The organism is Bradyrhizobium sp. BR 1433, from assembly GCF_051547665.1.
In the GTDB taxonomy this organism is placed as follows: Bacteria; Pseudomonadota; Alphaproteobacteria; order Rhizobiales; family Xanthobacteraceae; genus Bradyrhizobium; species Bradyrhizobium australafricanum.
This window is the reverse complement of record NZ_JBPUGG010000001.1, coordinates 5,535,071-5,550,288: the sequence shown is the minus strand read 5'-3', so window position 1 is coordinate 5,550,288 and position 15,218 is coordinate 5,535,071. Positions and strand designations below refer to the sequence as shown.

Here is a 15,218-nt window from a genome sequence, read left to right as displayed (position 1 = left end):
ATGTTTCGCCAGCACTCGCGGACCCGGCCCCTAGCCTGTCGCTGATTTAACTTGCATATCGGGCCCCTGGGTTCTCTTATTCCCGGTACCGGGCGCAACGAGGTGCAGCCTGTTTCGCCTGACAAAACAACGCTGTTTGCATCGGCGGAGCTGAATTTTGGTCGATCTGCACAGGCTTGACGATGTGACCGCGCGCCTCGGCGATGTGGTTCTCGATCCCTCGACCTGGCCGTCCTTCATGGACGAGGTCTGCACCGCCGTCGGCGCGACCGGCGCCGCGATGCTTCAGAGCGATATCCGCACTGAAGACATTCCGCGCACGGACTCGATCACCGAGTATTTCACCAAGACCTACTTCCCGCACAATCTTCACCTCACCGACATCCGCGCAGCCCGCGGCGTGCCGCTGATGCATGCCGGCGTCGATGTCATCACCGATGCGGATCTGTTCGAATCCGAAACCGAGATGCTGCGCGATCCGCTCTACGCCACGCTCGGCGAGTTCGGACTGAAATGGTTCGCGGCGATCGGCTTCCACTCCGGCCCGGCGTTGTGGGCACTGACGATCCAGCGCTCGCCCAGGGAGGGCTTGTTCGACGCCGACGAGATCAAGGCGCTGCAAAGGGTGTCGGCGCCGCTCACGGAAGCCGCGACGCTCTCCGCCGTCGTTGGCCGCTCCGCGCTCTCGGGCATCACCGGCGCGCTCGATCTGATCCAGGTCGCTGCGATTGCCGTCGGCCGCTTCGGCGCCGTCATCGGCATGAACAGCCAGGCGGAACGCTGTCTCGGCTACGACCTTGCGATCCGCAACAATCGCCTCACCCTGCTCGACCGGCAGGCCAATGCCGATCTGACCAGGCTGATCGATCAGTTGGCCCACAGCTCGGACCTGCACCCATTGCCGTCGTCGCCGATCGTGGTGCGCAGGATCGACAAGCGGCCGATCGTGATCCAGATCCAACCGGTGCCTCCGGCGGCGCGCGCGCCGTTCCTCGGGGCGCGCGCGATCCTGTTGATCCGCGATCTCGAAGGCAGCGCCGCGTTCGATCAGGCGCTGCTGGCGGCGACGTTCGAGCTGACGCCGGCACAGGCACGCCTCGCCGCGCGGCTTGCGCGCGGCGATTCGGTCGAAGCGGCAGCGCAGGCGGCCGGCGTTGCCCTTGCCACCGCGCGCAATCAGCTCAAAACGATCTTCCAGAAGACCGGCACCCACCGGCAGGCGGAACTGGTTGCGTTGTTGCACAGGGTGAAGTGAACGATTAAAGGCGAATTGTTCTGATCTCCGGCCCGTTCCGATGAGATTCTTCAATTATTCCAATCGCGAAGGCTGTGTTCCATCAGCCGCGGCAACATTCCACAGGTCAGGAAAATCGTCGGGTTCCCGGGTGACAAGTGTCACTAAAATGGCGACAATCTGCTCACTCTGTGTCGTTCGGGTTTGGTCTCAATGTCCGTGATGCCGTCACGATCATCGACGTTGGCTGTTGCCGCTTTCGCCGTCGCTTGCGTGCTGGCGCCGATGAGCGCGCACGCGCAATGGTGGCGCGGCGGCCCGAAGGACTTCGAGGACTGCGCCGACCTCGCCGAGAAGGCGAAGACCAGGGAAGACAAGACCGCGCAACTCGCCGATTGCAACGCCAAGTTCGCCGGCCGTCGCAAGCCTGGCGGTGGCTACACCTATTACGACTTCATGCAGGACCGCAGCTTCGACATCGCCGGTCCTAATCCGACGCCGGACGAGCAGAAGAAGATCGACCAGGAATATACCGGCTACCTCGAGCAGCAGCGCCGCTCGCGTATCGTCGCGGCGTTCAATGCGAAGCAACTCGAGCGGCAGGAGACACAGCCGGTGCGGCCGCCGCAGATCCAGCAGGCGTCATTGCACAATGAGCCGGTGCGCAGTGAGACTGCGAAAGTCCCCGTCCCTGCCGCAAGGCCGGTCAAGCCGCGGGTCGCTGCCGTCCCCATTCCCGAGCCGCGGCAGCGGGCAAGCTGCATGAAGGGTACGTTCTCCTGCGAATGGCCGCGGCTTTCCGAGGGATTGGACGGCCTGAAGAAGCTGTTCACGCCGACACCGCCGCCACCGACCAAGGTTGCGAAGCGAACCGAGGTCAATCGGTAATCACCATCGCCCAGAACCTGCGGTACGGCGACTTCGGATTGTCGACGAAGGCGACGCCGACGCGCTTGGCGCCCGGCATCAGCAGGTTCTCGCGATGGCCCGGCGAATTCTCCCACTGCTTCAGCATCTCGGCGAAGGCGATGAAGCCGGCGCCGATATTCTCGGCGGCGCGCTGCTTCTTGAGCGGCGCGATGCGCGTGAAGAAGCTGCCGCCCGCGGAGTGGCTGACCGATCCGGTCGCCGACATCGCCTGGGCCTGCTTCAGCGCCATCGCGTTCAGCTTCGCGTCGAGCTTCACCGCGGGCATGCGGTTGGCGCGCCGGTAGGCACTGATCGAGCCGGCATAGTCGGCGGCACCTGAGGCCGTGGTGAAGCCAAACACGAAGGTGAGCGCGACGAACAGCAGCTTCATCTGAAGTCGTCTCTGTGATGGATCAGTGCGCGCGGGTGCGCTTGTGGTGTCGGGGCGCGACCGATTTGTGCGCAGGCGTGGCCGCTCGGCTGGCTGCCGCAGCCGCCGCGCGCTGCTCCTGCAAGCGCGCATCATAGCCAGGCGACGGTGTCACGGTCGGCGGCGCCGCACGGACCGGGCCGGCCGCGAGCGCAACAAGCGTGAACAGCATGATGCTGGACCATTTCATGATGTCATCTCCTCTGTTGTTCGATCGACGTGGCGGACGATCATCGGCGTTCATGGTCACTGCCATCGCGGATCTGTTCGGGCGTTAGCCCCGGCGAGCCCTTGCCGTCCGCCTCCGCCTTCCGGATCAGCGCGATGACGCGGCGCGACAATGGCGCCGCGAGCCCGCGGCGATCCGCGATCGCGGTAATCACGCCCTGCAAATAGTCGATCTCGGTGCGGCGGCCGCGCTGCAGATCCTCCCACATCGAGGAGCGCGCCTCGGGATCGATCTTCATGGTGCGGCCGAGCAGCATGTCGAACAGCGCATCGGGCAGCCGCAGCAAAGGCGGCATCCAGTTCGACGGCAGCGGCGTCGGCGACACCGGCGCAATGCCTTCGGCGCGCACCGCGGCCAGGCCCTCGGCCATCTGATCGGCAAGCAGTCGTCGCCAGCCGCGCTGCGCGAGCTGTTGCCGCAGCGGAATATTGGACAGCGCATTGAGCGCATTGTTGAGATTGACGATCAGCTTGCCCCACTGCACGCCGTCGATATCGCCGGTGGGCTTGATCGCAAGGCCCGGCACCGACAGCCGCGCCGCGGTGCCCGCGTCATCCTGCGCGATGACGATGTCGCCGGAGGTCGAGCGATGGAAGCGGCCGTCGCCGAGCGCGACCACGTTGAACGGCACCATGCCGCCGAGCACCCTGCGGCCCGGCAGACGGTCGCGCAGCAGCGGCACATTGCCGACGCCATTCTGCAGGCTGATCACCGCGGCATCGCCAGGCGCGTGGCGCGCGATCGCATCGGCCATCGCAGCGGTATCGGCGCTCTTCACCGTCACCAGCACGGTCTGAACGTCGGACAAGATCGACGGATCGTCGGACACAATGAGCCGGTCCGCGGATACCGTCCGCTCGGAGCCGTCAAAGCTGCTGACCCGCAAGCCGTTGCCTGCGATCTCCTGGATCAGCCGCGGCCGCGCCAGCAGCACGACACGGCACCCCGCAGCCGCGAACGTGCCGCCGACGAAGCAGCCGATGCTTCCCGCGCCCGCAATGCCAATCGGCCGGTCCTGGTTCATCTGGCCAAACGTCCATTCATCATTGGCTCGATAGCAGACCTTGGGTTGCCTGCCTATTTCGACGCACCGCGGTCCGGGTGGCCCGCCTTGTAACCGTCATGGGCGGAAGCTATGTTTCCCGCTCGGGGCACGGTTGCGGCAGGAGACGATCATGGGTTTACTCGACGTACTCAACGGCATGCAGAACGGCCCGCGCGGTCCGAGCGCGCCAAGCACCTCATCCGACAGTTCGAGCGGCGGCGGAATGTCGCCGATGACGATGGCTATCCTCGCGCTGCTCGCCTGGAAGGCGGTCAAGCATTTCTCCGGCGGCCAGGCGGACGCGAGCGCCCCTGAGCCGAAGCCGGTGCAGGCGCCGCCGCTTCCTCCCGGCAACGTCACCGCAGGCCTGCCCGGCGGCGCCGGCGGTGGCGGGCTCAGCGATCTGCTCAAGGGCGGCCTCGGCGGCCTGCTCGCCGGCGGCGCAGCCGGCACCGTGCTCAGCGGCGGCCTCGGCGATCTGCTCAACCAGCTGCAGCAGAAGGGCCATGGCGACGCGGCCAATTCCTGGGTCAGCAACGGTCCCAACAAGCAGATCGCGCCCGGCGATCTCGCCAACGCGCTCGGCGCCGACCAGATCAACTCGCTGGCATCGCAGAGCGGCTTGTCGCGCGACGAACTGCTGCAGGGCCTCAGCCAGTATCTGCCCGACGCGATCAATCATCTGACGCCGGACGGCCGGCTGCCGAGCGGCGACGAGTTGCACCGCAGGCTCTGACGGTAGCGTTGATTCCATCTGAGGAGGACGACAGTCATGGGCGGCATCATCTGGGTCATCATCGTCGGCTTTGTCGCGGGGATCATCGCGCGGTTCCTGTCGCCGGGGCCGAACAATCCAAGCGGCTTCATTCTCACCACCGTGCTCGGCATCGCCGGCGCGTTCTTGCGACCTTCATCGGCCAGGCGATCGGCCATTACGGTCCCGAACAAGGCGCCGGCTTCATCACCGCCACGATCGGCGCGCTGGTGGTGCTGTTCATCTGGAACCGGCTGGTCGCGGCGCGCGTGATCCCGGATATCGGAAACAGGTGACGCCGTAGGCGTCATCCAAAACGGTCATTCCGGGGCTCGCGAAGCGAGAACCCGGAATCTCGAGATTCCGGGTTCGATGCTGACGCATCGCCCCGGAATGACCGAACAAGCACAAAGCCTGTCTCAAGATGCAAATGCCCGGGCCTCGCCCGGGCATTTTCATTTCTGCCGCAGTTCGGAAGACGGATAGCGACCTCACTGAATCAGATGCATGCCGGCATCCATGCGGACGAATTCGCCGGTCATGTTGCTCGACGCCGGGCTTGCCAGGAAGCAGACCAGATTGGCGATATCTTCGGCCGTCGAGGCGACCTTCAGCGGCACGCGCGCGATCACGGTATCGCGCACCTGTTTCGCCTGCGCCTCGCCGCGCCCCTTGGTGAACCAGGGCGTATCGATATAACCGGGACACACCGTGTTGACGCGGATCAACGGCGCCAGCGCGCGCGCCAGCGACTGCGTCATGGTGTTGAGCGCGCCCTTGCTCGCGGCATAGGCGACCGACGAACCACCGCCGGAAATGCCGGCGACCGAGGAGACGTTCACTACCGCCGACGGACGGCTAGATGCCTTCGCGCCGGCTTCGAGCAGCGCGCGCGCGGCACGAACCATCTGGAACGGGCCGATGGTGTTGACGGCATAGATGCGCTGGAAATCTTCCGCGGTCAGGCCGTCGAGATCGTGATGCGGCACATGCTTGGTGGTGCCCGCATTGTTGACGAGCACGTCGAGGCGGCCCCAGCCCTGCGCGGCGGCTGCGATCTTCTTGCAGTCCTCATCGCGCGAGACGTCGCCCTGCACCACCAGCACCTCGGCGCCCTGCTTGCGGCAGACTTCCGCGGTCGCCTCGGCTTCCGCCTTGCTGTTGGAATAGTTGATGACGAGGCGCGCGCCCTGCGTGGCGAGGATTTGCGCGGTGGCGGCGCCGAGTCCCGATGCCGATCCCGTCACGATCACGCACAAACCATCCTTGGACATCTGCATTTTCCTTGTTGTTGTGAGCCAGATGAACTCCGGCGGCGGCACACCATATCGCGTGGAACGACATCTGCAAGCCGCGCCCGAATCCTCACGTATACGCGTTCAGCCCCTTTTGCAGGCTGGCCCACTGCGCCTCGTCATGGCCGCAGATGATCTTGACGCCGGACGCCTCGAGCCTGGCGATCTCGTCGAGCGACTTCAAGAACTGGTCGACGTCGAGGCTGTTCCTCGGCGAGGTCCGCTGGTCGAGATTGGCGCGCACACTGAGCGCGTCGGAGGCGAGCAGGAATTCGCCGCTGTTGTCGAGCTTGACCAGCGCGCCGGTCGTTCCCTTCGAGTGTCCGGGCAGCGGGACCAGCGTCAGCTTGCCGTCGCCGAACACGTCCATCTGCCTATCGAAGATCTCCATCTTCAGCGGATGATCCCAATCCGCCTTGATGTATCCGCGATCGAACGCGTTATCGGCATTCGCGGCTTCGACCTCGAGCGCGTGGACGAAGATCGTCGCCTTCTTGAAGAAGGCGTTGCAGCCGCAATGGTCGGTGTGCAGGTGGGAGCAGATCACCACGTCGATGTCATCAGCGCCAAGGCCAACGGCCTTCAGGCTCGTCAGCACATGATCATCCGCCGGCATGATCGGGCGCATGTATTTGGCCAGCGTGCCGAGCCGTCCTTCAGGATCGGTCGCGACATCGGGATGGCATCCGGTATCGAACAGCACATTGCCCTGCGCATGCCGCAACAGCACGCAGGCGACCGGGAGATCGATCATCTCGCCGCGCGCCGCATCGGGCAGATAGGTCCGCTTCGACATCTGGAGCCGGCCGCCCGACAACATATGCATCTTCATCTCGTTACCTCTGTTTTTGACTTCAAACTACATATGAGTTTTATGGAAACTCATAATGGATTTGACAGCATATTATTCATCCTTATAGCTTCCGCGCAACGTCGCGATCGCATGACAAATGCGCTCAACGAAGCACCCGGCTCTTTCGGATCGGCATCGTTGGCATCGATCAGCGGCCGTCAGAGGGAAGTTTCGCCACGATGTACACCGTGTTCAGCACGTTCGCTGCGACATCCGATGCGGCAGCATTCAAACCCTTCCTCTGCATTCCCGCGCGTGCCGACCGCGCATACTTTCCCGATGGCATCGAACTGTCCTATGGCGCCATTGCGCGGCAGGTCTGCGCATTGCGCGATCAGTACCGCGCAGCAGGCTTCGGCCACGGACACCGCGCCTGCCTGCTGCTGGAGAACCGGCCCGATTTCATCGTGCATTGGCTGGCGCTCAACGGCCTCGGCGTCTCGATCGTTCCGATCAACCCGGCCTATCGCGCGGTGGAAATCGCATACCTTATCGCACATGCCGAGCCCGACCTGATCGTCACGCTGGCCGATCAGAAGGAATTGCAGAAGGCGCTGACCGGCGACGTTCCGCTGCTCACCGTCTCCGGTGACGATGTCGGCGCCAGCGTCGAGAAAGTGCCGCAGGCCAGGCGGCCAGTACCGCGCGCCGGCGAGCCGGGAAGCGAGACCGAGGCCGCGCTGCTGTACACGTCAGGCACGACGGCGCGTCCGAAGGGATGCATCCTGACCAATGAATACGTGGTCTCGACCGGCCGCTGGTACGTCAGCCACGGCGGCGAGGCGACATACCATGCAGGAACGGAGCGCCTCTACAGCCCGCTGCCGCTATTTCACATGGCCGGCCTGACGCTGACCCCGATCGCGATGATGCTGACCGGCGGCTGCCTGATCCTGCCGGAACGCTTCAACGCGAAATTTGCCTGGCGCGATATCGTCGCATGCCGGGCGAGCGTGCTGCACTATCTCGGCGTGATCGTCGCGGCCCTGCTGGCGCAGCCGGAGACGCCGGACGAGAAAGCCCATGCGCTGCGCTTCTCGATGGGCGTCGGCGCCAATCCCGAGCAACGCGCGCGGGCTCGCGAACGCTTCGGCGTCCCCTTCGTCGAGGGCTGGGGCATGACGGAGACCGGACGCAGCCCCTTCAACACAGTCGAGCCGCGCCATCTCGAGACCAACACGATCGGCCGCAGCGTGCCCGGCCTCGAAATGATCATCCTCGATGCCGACGGCAATGCGCTGCCAGCTGGCGCAGTCGGTGAGCTCTGCGTGCGCCATTCGGAAGCGACGCCGCGGCGCGGCTTCTTCTCCGGCTATCTGAAGGACCCCGAGGCCACCGAGCAGGCCTGGCGCGGCGGCTGGTTTCACACCGGCGACAGCGCCTGGCAGCACGAGGACGGCGCCTTCGTGTTCGTCGACCGGCTGAAGCATCTGGTCCGGCGCGCCGGCGAGAACATCTCGGCGGCGGAGGTCGAGGCCGTGCTGACGACGTCGCCTCAGGTCAAGCAGGCCGCAGTCATCGCCGCGCGCGATCCGATCCGCGACGAGGAAGTTGCGGCCTTCATCGTGAGCAACGACGGCACCGATGCTTCACGCGAGCTCGCGCAGGACATCTTCCACTTCTGCCGCGAACGCCTGGCGGCGTTCAAGCTGCCGGCGTGGATCGCCTTCGTCGCCGAGTTGCCGCTGACCTCGACCAACAAGATCCAGAAGCACGTGCTGCTGGGCGCGGACAGGGATCCGCAGTCGCATCCGGGCATGATCGACCTGCGGCAAGACAAGATCAACGCCATAAGGCAATCGAACTAGAGGAAACCAAGGACAATGACATCGAGATACGGATGGATCGCCGCGAGCGCTGCAATCCTCTCAGTCGCCTTCGCCGCCGCGCCATCCCACGCGCAGATTTCCGACGACGCGGTGAAGATCGGCGTGCTGACCGATCAGGCCGGACTCTACGCCGACGCCGCCGGCCCCGGAGCGGTCGAAGCGGTCCGGATGGCGATCGCGGATTTCGGCGGCAAGGTGCTGGGCAAGCCGATCGCGATGGTCGATGCCGACCATCAGAACAAGGCGGACATCGGCGCCGGCATCGCGCGGCGCTGGTATGAGCAGGAGAATGTCGACGTCATCGTCGATTTCGCCAATTCCGCCGTCGCCTTCGCCGTGCTCGAGCTCACCAAGCAGAAGAACAAGGCGATGCTGGTGTCGTCGGCCGGCTCCTCCGATCTGACCGGAAAGGGCTGCTCGGCGAATTCGGTGCAGTGGACCTACAACACCTATGCGCTCGCCAACAGCACGGTGCGGGCGCTGGCCAAATCGGGCGCGAAGAGCTGGTACTTCGTCACGGTCGACTACGCCTTCGGCCATGCGCTGCGCAACGATGCGGCCAGGACCGTGGAGAAGGTCGGCGGCAGTATCGCCGGCGAGGTGCGGCATCCGCTCAACAGCATGGATTTCTCGTCCTATCTGCTGCAGGCCCAGAGCTCGCAGGCCGATGTGATCGCGTTCGCCAACACCGGCGGCGATCTCGCCAACTCGATCCGGCAGGCGCAGGAATTCGGGATGGCGCAGCAGCAGAAGCTCGCGGCCTTCCTGATGCAGACCAGCGACATCCACGCGATCGGCCTGCAGGCCGCCCAGGGGCTGCAGCTCGCGACCGCCTTCTATTGGGATCTCGACGACAAGACCCGCGACTTTGCCGCGCGCTTCATGGCCAGGACCAAGAAGCGGCCGACCATGGTGCAGGCCGGTCTCTACTCCGCTGTCATGAACTATCTCAAGGCGATCGAGAAATCCGGCACCGACGACGGCCCCAGGGTGATCGCGCAGATGAAGGACATGCCGATCGACGACTTCTTTGCCCGCAACGCTTTCCTGCGCGAGGACGGCCAGCTCATCCACGACATGTATCTCGTGCAGGTGAAGTCGCCGGCGGAGTCCAAGGGCGCCTGGGACTACGAGAAGCTCGTTCAGGTGATCCCGGGCAAGGAGGCGTTCGCGACGCCAGAGGAAAGCGCCTGTCCGCTGCTGAAGAAATGACTGCGCGCACAAATCCGCAAACCACAAGCAAGGCTGGACACCCCATGACTGAGCTGCCGCTGCTTTTCACCCCGCTGCAATTGCGCGATCTCGAACTGAAGAACCGGATCATGGTCTCGCCGATGGCGACCTATTCGGCGCAGGAGGGGCGCGCCACCGATTGGCACACCGCGCATATCGGCAAGCTCGCCGCCGGCGGCGCCGGCCTCGTGTTCGTCGAGCAGAGCTCGGTGAACACCCAGGGGCGCATCACCCATGGATGCCTCGGCATCTGGGACGATGCGCACATCGCGGACCACGCCGCCCTCGCCGCGCTGATCCACAGCTTCAACGCCAAGGCCGCGATCCAGATCGCACATGGCGGCCGGAAAGGCTCCTCGCAGCGGCCGTGGGAAGGCGGCAACCCGCTCGGCGAAGCTGACATCAAGGCACGCGGCGAAGGCCCATGGCAGATCGCGGCCTCGAGCGGCATTCCCTTCGATGACGGCTGGCCGGCACCGCAGATGATGACTTCAGAGCAGATCGATGCCCTGGTGGACGACTATCGCCAGGCATTTCGTCGCGCCAGGGCGGCCGGCTATGACGTCATCGAGCTGCACTGCGCGCACGGCTATCTGATGCACTCGTTCCTGTCGCCGCTGGCGAACAACCGCAACGACGAGTATGGCGGGTCGCGCGAGAACCGCATGCGCCTGCCGCTGCGGATCGCGGCGGTCATGCGCGAGGAGTGGCCCAGCCATCTGCCGGCCTTCGTCCGCATCTCGTCGGTCGACGGCGTCGACATCGGCTGGTCGATCGAGGACTCGATCGCGTTTGCGGCGGAGCTGAAGGCGATCGGGATCGACATGGTGGACTGCTCGTCAGGCGGCATGAAGCTGCCGCGCGGCAATTCGCTGGTGTCGCGCACCCCGGGCTTCCAGGTGCCGTTCGCCGAGCGCATCCAGAAGGAAGCCGGCATACCGACGGTGGCGGTCGGGCTGATCCGCGAACCGGACTACGCCGAAGCCATTTTGCGGGACGGCAAGGCGACGCTTATTGCGCTCGGCCGCGAATTGCTGTGGAATCCGAACTGGCCCGCGCAGACGGCACTTGCGCTCGGATGCGATCCGGAGTGGACGAGTTGGCCCGAGCAATATGGCTGGTGGCTGAAGCGGCGGGTGGCGCAGCAGGGACGATAGCGATGCCGGTGGCGAAGAAAGACTTGGCGAAGGCCGGTGCGGCTACCGGCGCGCGGACTTTCGACCGCCCCGACTTCCCCGGCGATACCTCGCGCGACCTGCCGAAAATGGACAATGCGGTCAAGTCGGCGCGGCGCGTGTTCGACGTGCTCGAATTCTTCGAGGAGCACCAGCGGGCCGCGTCCGCCATCGAGGTCGCGGCCGCGCTCAAGTTTCCGCAATCCAGCACCTCGGCGCTGATGCGAACGATGACGGCGTTCGGCTATCTCCACTATGACACCAGCCGCCGCACCTATATCCCGACGCCGCGGATCTCGATGCTGGGGCACTGGCTGAGCCCGGCGTTGTTCACGAAGGGACGCCTGGTCAATTTGATGGAAGAGCTCTCCGCGCGGACCGGAGAGACCATCATGCTCGCGGTGCGCAACGGGCTCAGCGCGCAGTATGTCCATATCATTCAGGCCAAGCTGCCGATGCGGCTGTATGTCAAGGCCGGAACGCTGCGGCCGCTGGCGCGATCCGCGTCGGGTTACGCGCTGCTGTCGGCCTATCCGGACAAGGAGGTGCGCCGCCTGGTGCGCCTGATCAACGCCAACGAGAGCCGGCCCGATCGTCAGGTCGACATCAAGGCGCTGCTGCTTGAGCTGAAGAAGGTCCGCGCCAAGGGGCACGCCTTCTCGCTCGGCCTGGTCACGCCGGGCGCGGGCGCCGTCGCCATGAACCTGCCGCCGATTGCGGAATCGAACGAACCGCTGGTGCTGTGCGTGGCCGGATTGAACGACGCGCTGGTCACCCAGGAGACCGAGTTCGCCGACCTGATGCGGAAGGCAATCGAGTTTCATCTGGCGGACTGAACTTATGTTGGCGGCCGGTTTGCGCGTGTGCGTGGCATACAAACGGGGACAATCGAAAGTTCACTATGCGGAATTCATGCGCCAAGTCCGGCTTCATGCCATCCGCGCAAGTGGCCCTGCGGGCAGCGCTTGTCACGGCTATGGCTTTTCCGCATCATTGAGCGCAAGACAACATCGCAAGCAGGGCATGGCCGAACAGCCAGCCCGAGCCAATCAACACGAGGAACGCTGTGGCGGAGAGTGAAAACATCGTCGCCGAGACCGCGGAAAAGATTTTCGCCGATCTCGCGGATGCCCAAACCATCAATCACGACAAGCAGGGCGCATGGAAGGCGCCGCTGTGGCAGGCGCTGACCGAAGCCGGCCTGCCGCTGTCCTGGGTGCCCGACGATCTCGGCGGTTCCGGCGCTAGCCTCGCCGAAGGATTCAGCGTCCTCAACGTCGCTGGGCGGCATGCGATCGCTGTTCCGCTGGCCGAAACAATGCTGGCCGGCTGGCTGCTGACGCAAGCCAGGATCGCCTCTCCCGAAGGCGAGATGACCGTGCTGCCGGCAAGCCCGAAGGACCGCGTCACGCTGAACGCCGACGACTCGCTCTCCGGCCGCGCCCGCGGCGTGCCGTTCGCCAAGGACGCAAAACATTTCGCGGTGCTGGCTGAAGGCAATGGCGGCGTGTCGATCGCGCTGATCGATGCAGCGAAGTGCCGGATCGAATCCGGCATCGGGCTCGGCGGCGATCACAACGACATTGTCACGCTCGACAAGGTGCAGCCGGTCACGACCAGGCCGGCGCCGAAGGGTTTTGACCAGTCCACGCTGATGCTGATGGGCGGCGTGGTGCGCAGCCTGCAGATCGCCGGCGCGCTGGAAGCGATGCTCGACATCTCGGTGCGCTATTCCAATGAGCGCGTCGCCTTCGAGAAGAAGATCTCGAAATTCCAGGCGGTGCAGCACAACCTCGCCCGGCTCGCCGGCGAAAACGCCGCGGCACTCGCTGCCGCGACCTCCGCGGCGGACACGATCGTGAATGCCAAGTCGCTGGACACTGATGCGGTGTTCCTGGAGGCCGCAGCGGCCAAGGTCCGCTGCTCGGAAGCGGCGGAGAAGGGCAGCGGCATCGCGCATCAGGTGCATGGCGCGATCGGCTTCACCATCGAGCACATCCTGCACCGCTATTCGCTGCGGGCGCTGGCCTGGCGCGACGATTTCGGCTCGGAGAGCTACTGGGCGGTCGAGCTCGGCAAGCTCGTCGCGAATCGTGGCGCCGATGAATTGTGGCCGCTGGTGGCTTCGCGCTGAGATCAGGCAGAAAGATCAGGACTGGACATCATGACTGCAGCCCTTCGTTTCGATCCGATCCGCCTGCCGGAAAAGTGCGAGCAGCTCCGCAAGGAGGTGCGCGCCTTCCTCGCCGAGGAAATCGCCGCCGGCACCTTCGATCCGCACGCGCCGAACCGCGAGGACAATGACGCGCCGGAATTCTCCCGCCGCGTCGGCGCCAAGGGCTGGCTCGGCATGACCTGGCCGAAGAAATATGGCGGCCAGGAGCGCTCGTTCCTCGAGCGCTACGTGGTGACCGAGGAAATGCGGGTGGCGAACGCGCCGACCCGGCGCTTCTTCGTCGCCGACCGCCAGAGCGGGCCGGTACTGCTGAAATACGCGCCCGAGCACATCAAGATGGACATCCTGCCGCGCATCTGCCGCGGCGAGGTCTGTTTCGCCATCGGCATGAGCGAGCCGAACTCCGGCTCTGACCTGTTCGCGGCGAAGACCCGCGCCACCAAGACCGACGGCGGCTATCTGATCAACGGCACCAAGATCTGGACCTCGTCGGCGCACATCGCCGACTACATGATCGCGATCTTCCGCACCTCGCCGCCGACCAAGGAAAACCGCCGCCACGGCCTGACCCAGTTCCTGGTCAAGATGAAGCAGCCGGGCATCCAGGTGAATCCGATCGGCCAGATCACCGGCCAGTTCGAGTTCAACGAGGTCGTGTTCACCGACTACTTCGTGCCCGACGATCACGTGCTGGGCGAGGTCGACGGCGCCTGGAAGCAGGCGACGTCGGAGCTCGCCTATGAGCGAAGTGGTCCCGAGCGCTTCCTCGAGACCTATTACGTGCTCACCGAGCTCGTGCGCGCGGTCGGCAAGAACCCGGACACCCGCAGCGCCGAGGGCATCGGACGCCTGGTGGCGCAGGTCCACACCATGCGCCGCATGTCGGTGTCGGTCGCGGGCATGCTGCAGGCCGGCAAGGAGCCGGTGGTGGAAGCTTCCATTGTCAAGGACATCGGCACGGTGTGGGAGCAGCAGCTGCCGCATCGCGTCCGCGATCTCGCCGCGTTCGTCGAGGAGACCGCGACCAACCGCGAGACGCTGGAAAAGCAGCTCGATTTCGCCATCAAGACCGCGCCCAAGCTGACGATCCAGGGCGGCACCACCGAAGTGCTGCGCGGCATCATCGCCCGCGGACTTGGTCTGCGCTAGCCGCGCGGGCTCGCCTGCGCTAATTCAACGAGGACAGATCATGACCAAGTACACTGATATCGGCGTCGAAACCCACGGCCATGTCGGCCTGATCGAAATTCGCAAGCCGCCGCTGAATTTCTTCGACGTCGCGCTGATCAACCAGATCGCCGACGCGCTGGAGGAGTTCGACAACAATATCGAGATCCGCGCCTCGGTGCTGGCGGCGCAAGGCAAGGCGTTCTGCGCCGGTGCCAATTTCGGCGATCCGGCCCGCCAGGAGCAGGAAGAGCGCGCCAAGAGCGATCCGGCTTCCAACCTGCCGATCAACCATCTCTACGTTCAGGCGGTGCGCATCTTCCGCAACAAGAAGCCGATCGTCGCGGCGATCCATGGCGCCGCGATCGGCGGCGGCCTCGGCCTTGCGGTCTCCGCCGACTTCCGCGTCGCCTGCCCCGAGGCGCGCTTCTCGGCGAACTTCACCAAGCTCGGCTTCCATCCGGGCTTCGGCCTCACCACGACGCTGCCGGAGCTGATCGGCAAGAACAATGCCGAGCTGATGTTCTACACCAGCCGCCGCGTCACTGGCGAAGAAGCCTATCGCTGGGGCCTCGCCAATGTGCTGGTGCCGCAGGATCAGGTACGAGCGGAAGCGATGAAGCTCGCGCAGGAGATCGCGGAATGCTCGCCGCTCGGCCTGGTTTCGACCCGCGCCACCATGCGCGCCGACCTCGCCGACCGCGTGCTCGCCGCCACCAACCATGAGCTCGCCGAGCAGACCAAGCTGCGCGCGACCGAAGACTTCAAGGAAGGCGTCAAGGCCACCGCCGAGCGCCGCGTCGCCAACTTCAAGGGGCGGTAGCCGCAAGCGCCGCTCTCTCCACGGGTCGTCCCGGCGAAAGCCGGGACCCATACGCCGCGGCCCGCG

Annotated in this window: 15 protein-coding genes and 1 pseudogene; 11 read left to right on the top strand and 5 right to left on the bottom strand. The window is 65.2% G+C overall.

Annotated features, from left to right (window positions below):
* Positions 1-157 precede the first annotated feature (157 nt).
* Both ACSKB9_RS26665 and ACSKB9_RS26660 read left to right on the top strand, forming a co-directional pair.
* Positions 158-1,255: a helix-turn-helix transcriptional regulator gene (locus tag ACSKB9_RS26665; RefSeq protein ID WP_438076821.1), complete on the top strand. Its 1,098-nt coding sequence runs from the start codon at positions 158-160 to the stop codon at positions 1,253-1,255.
* Between the two features lie 192 nt (positions 1,256-1,447).
* The gene (locus ACSKB9_RS26660) at positions 1,448-2,122 is read left to right on the top strand and encodes a hypothetical protein (protein WP_438076819.1); all 675 of its coding nucleotides are present in this window, start codon (positions 1,448-1,450) and stop codon (positions 2,120-2,122) included.
* Here the strand turns inward: ACSKB9_RS26660 and ACSKB9_RS26655 are convergent.
* The 3 genes from ACSKB9_RS26655 to ACSKB9_RS26645 are packed head-to-tail and all read right to left on the bottom strand — an operon-like array spanning position 2,112 to position 3,826.
* Positions 2,112-2,534, bottom strand: coding sequence for a CAP domain-containing protein (locus ACSKB9_RS26655; protein ID WP_438076817.1), 423 nt, complete (start codon positions 2,532-2,534; stop codon positions 2,112-2,114). The two genes, ACSKB9_RS26660 and ACSKB9_RS26655, sit on opposite strands and share 11 nt — an antisense overlap.
* Before the next feature lie 22 nt (positions 2,535-2,556).
* Positions 2,557-2,763 carry a hypothetical protein gene (locus ACSKB9_RS26650; RefSeq protein ID WP_057020159.1) on the bottom strand — a complete coding sequence of 69 codons (207 nt, stop codon included), beginning with the start codon at positions 2,761-2,763 and terminating at the stop codon, positions 2,557-2,559.
* A gap of 40 nt (positions 2,764-2,803) precedes the next feature.
* Positions 2,804-3,826, bottom strand: coding sequence for a 2-dehydropantoate 2-reductase (locus ACSKB9_RS26645; protein WP_438076815.1), 1,023 nt, complete (start codon positions 3,824-3,826; stop codon positions 2,804-2,806).
* Between the two features lie 151 nt (positions 3,827-3,977).
* Between ACSKB9_RS26645 and ACSKB9_RS26640 the strand changes: the two genes are divergently transcribed.
* Both ACSKB9_RS26640 and ACSKB9_RS26635 read left to right on the top strand, forming a co-directional pair.
* Positions 3,978-4,583 (top strand): YidB family protein, encoded by a 606-nt coding sequence (locus ACSKB9_RS26640; protein ID WP_438076813.1) that lies wholly within the window; start codon positions 3,978-3,980, stop codon positions 4,581-4,583.
* 36 nt (positions 4,584-4,619) lie between these two features.
* Positions 4,620-4,897, top strand: a pseudogene (locus ACSKB9_RS26635) (GlsB/YeaQ/YmgE family stress response membrane protein).
* A gap of 195 nt (positions 4,898-5,092) precedes the next feature.
* Here the strand turns inward: ACSKB9_RS26635 and ACSKB9_RS26630 are convergent.
* Both ACSKB9_RS26630 and ACSKB9_RS26625 read right to left on the bottom strand, forming a co-directional pair.
* Positions 5,093-5,875, bottom strand: coding sequence for an SDR family NAD(P)-dependent oxidoreductase (locus ACSKB9_RS26630; RefSeq protein WP_438076811.1), 783 nt, complete (start codon positions 5,873-5,875; stop codon positions 5,093-5,095).
* Positions 5,876-5,966: 91 nt separating this feature from the next.
* Complete coding sequence (locus ACSKB9_RS26625; RefSeq protein ID WP_438076809.1) at positions 5,967-6,722, bottom strand: N-acyl homoserine lactonase family protein; 756 nt, start codon at positions 6,720-6,722, stop codon at positions 5,967-5,969.
* 215 nt (positions 6,723-6,937) lie between these two features.
* Between ACSKB9_RS26625 and ACSKB9_RS26620 the strand changes: the two genes are divergently transcribed.
* The 7 genes from ACSKB9_RS26620 (at position 6,938) to ACSKB9_RS26590 (ending at position 15,152) form a co-directional block, all read left to right on the top strand.
* Positions 6,938-8,557, top strand: a complete 1,620-nt coding sequence (locus ACSKB9_RS26620; protein ID WP_438076807.1) for an AMP-binding protein — start codon at positions 6,938-6,940, stop codon at positions 8,555-8,557.
* 15 nt (positions 8,558-8,572) lie between these two features.
* A complete protein-coding gene (locus ACSKB9_RS26615) occupies positions 8,573-9,790 on the top strand; it encodes an ABC transporter substrate-binding protein (protein ID WP_438076805.1) in 1,218 nt (405 codons plus the stop codon).
* Positions 9,791-9,834: 44 nt separating this feature from the next.
* Entirely contained in the window at positions 9,835-10,968 is a 1,134-nt protein-coding gene (locus tag ACSKB9_RS26610; RefSeq protein ID WP_438076803.1) for an NADH:flavin oxidoreductase/NADH oxidase, read from the top strand.
* Positions 10,969-10,970: 2 nt separating this feature from the next.
* On the top strand, positions 10,971-11,822 hold the full coding sequence (locus tag ACSKB9_RS26605) for an IclR family transcriptional regulator (protein ID WP_438076801.1): 852 nt from the start codon (positions 10,971-10,973) through the stop codon (positions 11,820-11,822).
* 230 nt (positions 11,823-12,052) lie between these two features.
* On the top strand, positions 12,053-13,120 hold the full coding sequence (locus ACSKB9_RS26600; protein ID WP_438076799.1) for an acyl-CoA dehydrogenase family protein: 1,068 nt from the start codon (positions 12,053-12,055) through the stop codon (positions 13,118-13,120).
* A gap of 30 nt (positions 13,121-13,150) precedes the next feature.
* Positions 13,151-14,311: an acyl-CoA dehydrogenase family protein gene (locus ACSKB9_RS26595; RefSeq protein ID WP_018269158.1), complete on the top strand. Its 1,161-nt coding sequence runs from the start codon at positions 13,151-13,153 to the stop codon at positions 14,309-14,311.
* Positions 14,312-14,351: 40 nt separating this feature from the next.
* Positions 14,352-15,152 carry an enoyl-CoA hydratase/isomerase family protein gene (locus ACSKB9_RS26590; RefSeq protein ID WP_438076797.1) on the top strand — a complete coding sequence of 267 codons (801 nt, stop codon included), beginning with the start codon at positions 14,352-14,354 and terminating at the stop codon, positions 15,150-15,152.
* Positions 15,153-15,218 lie beyond the last annotated feature (66 nt).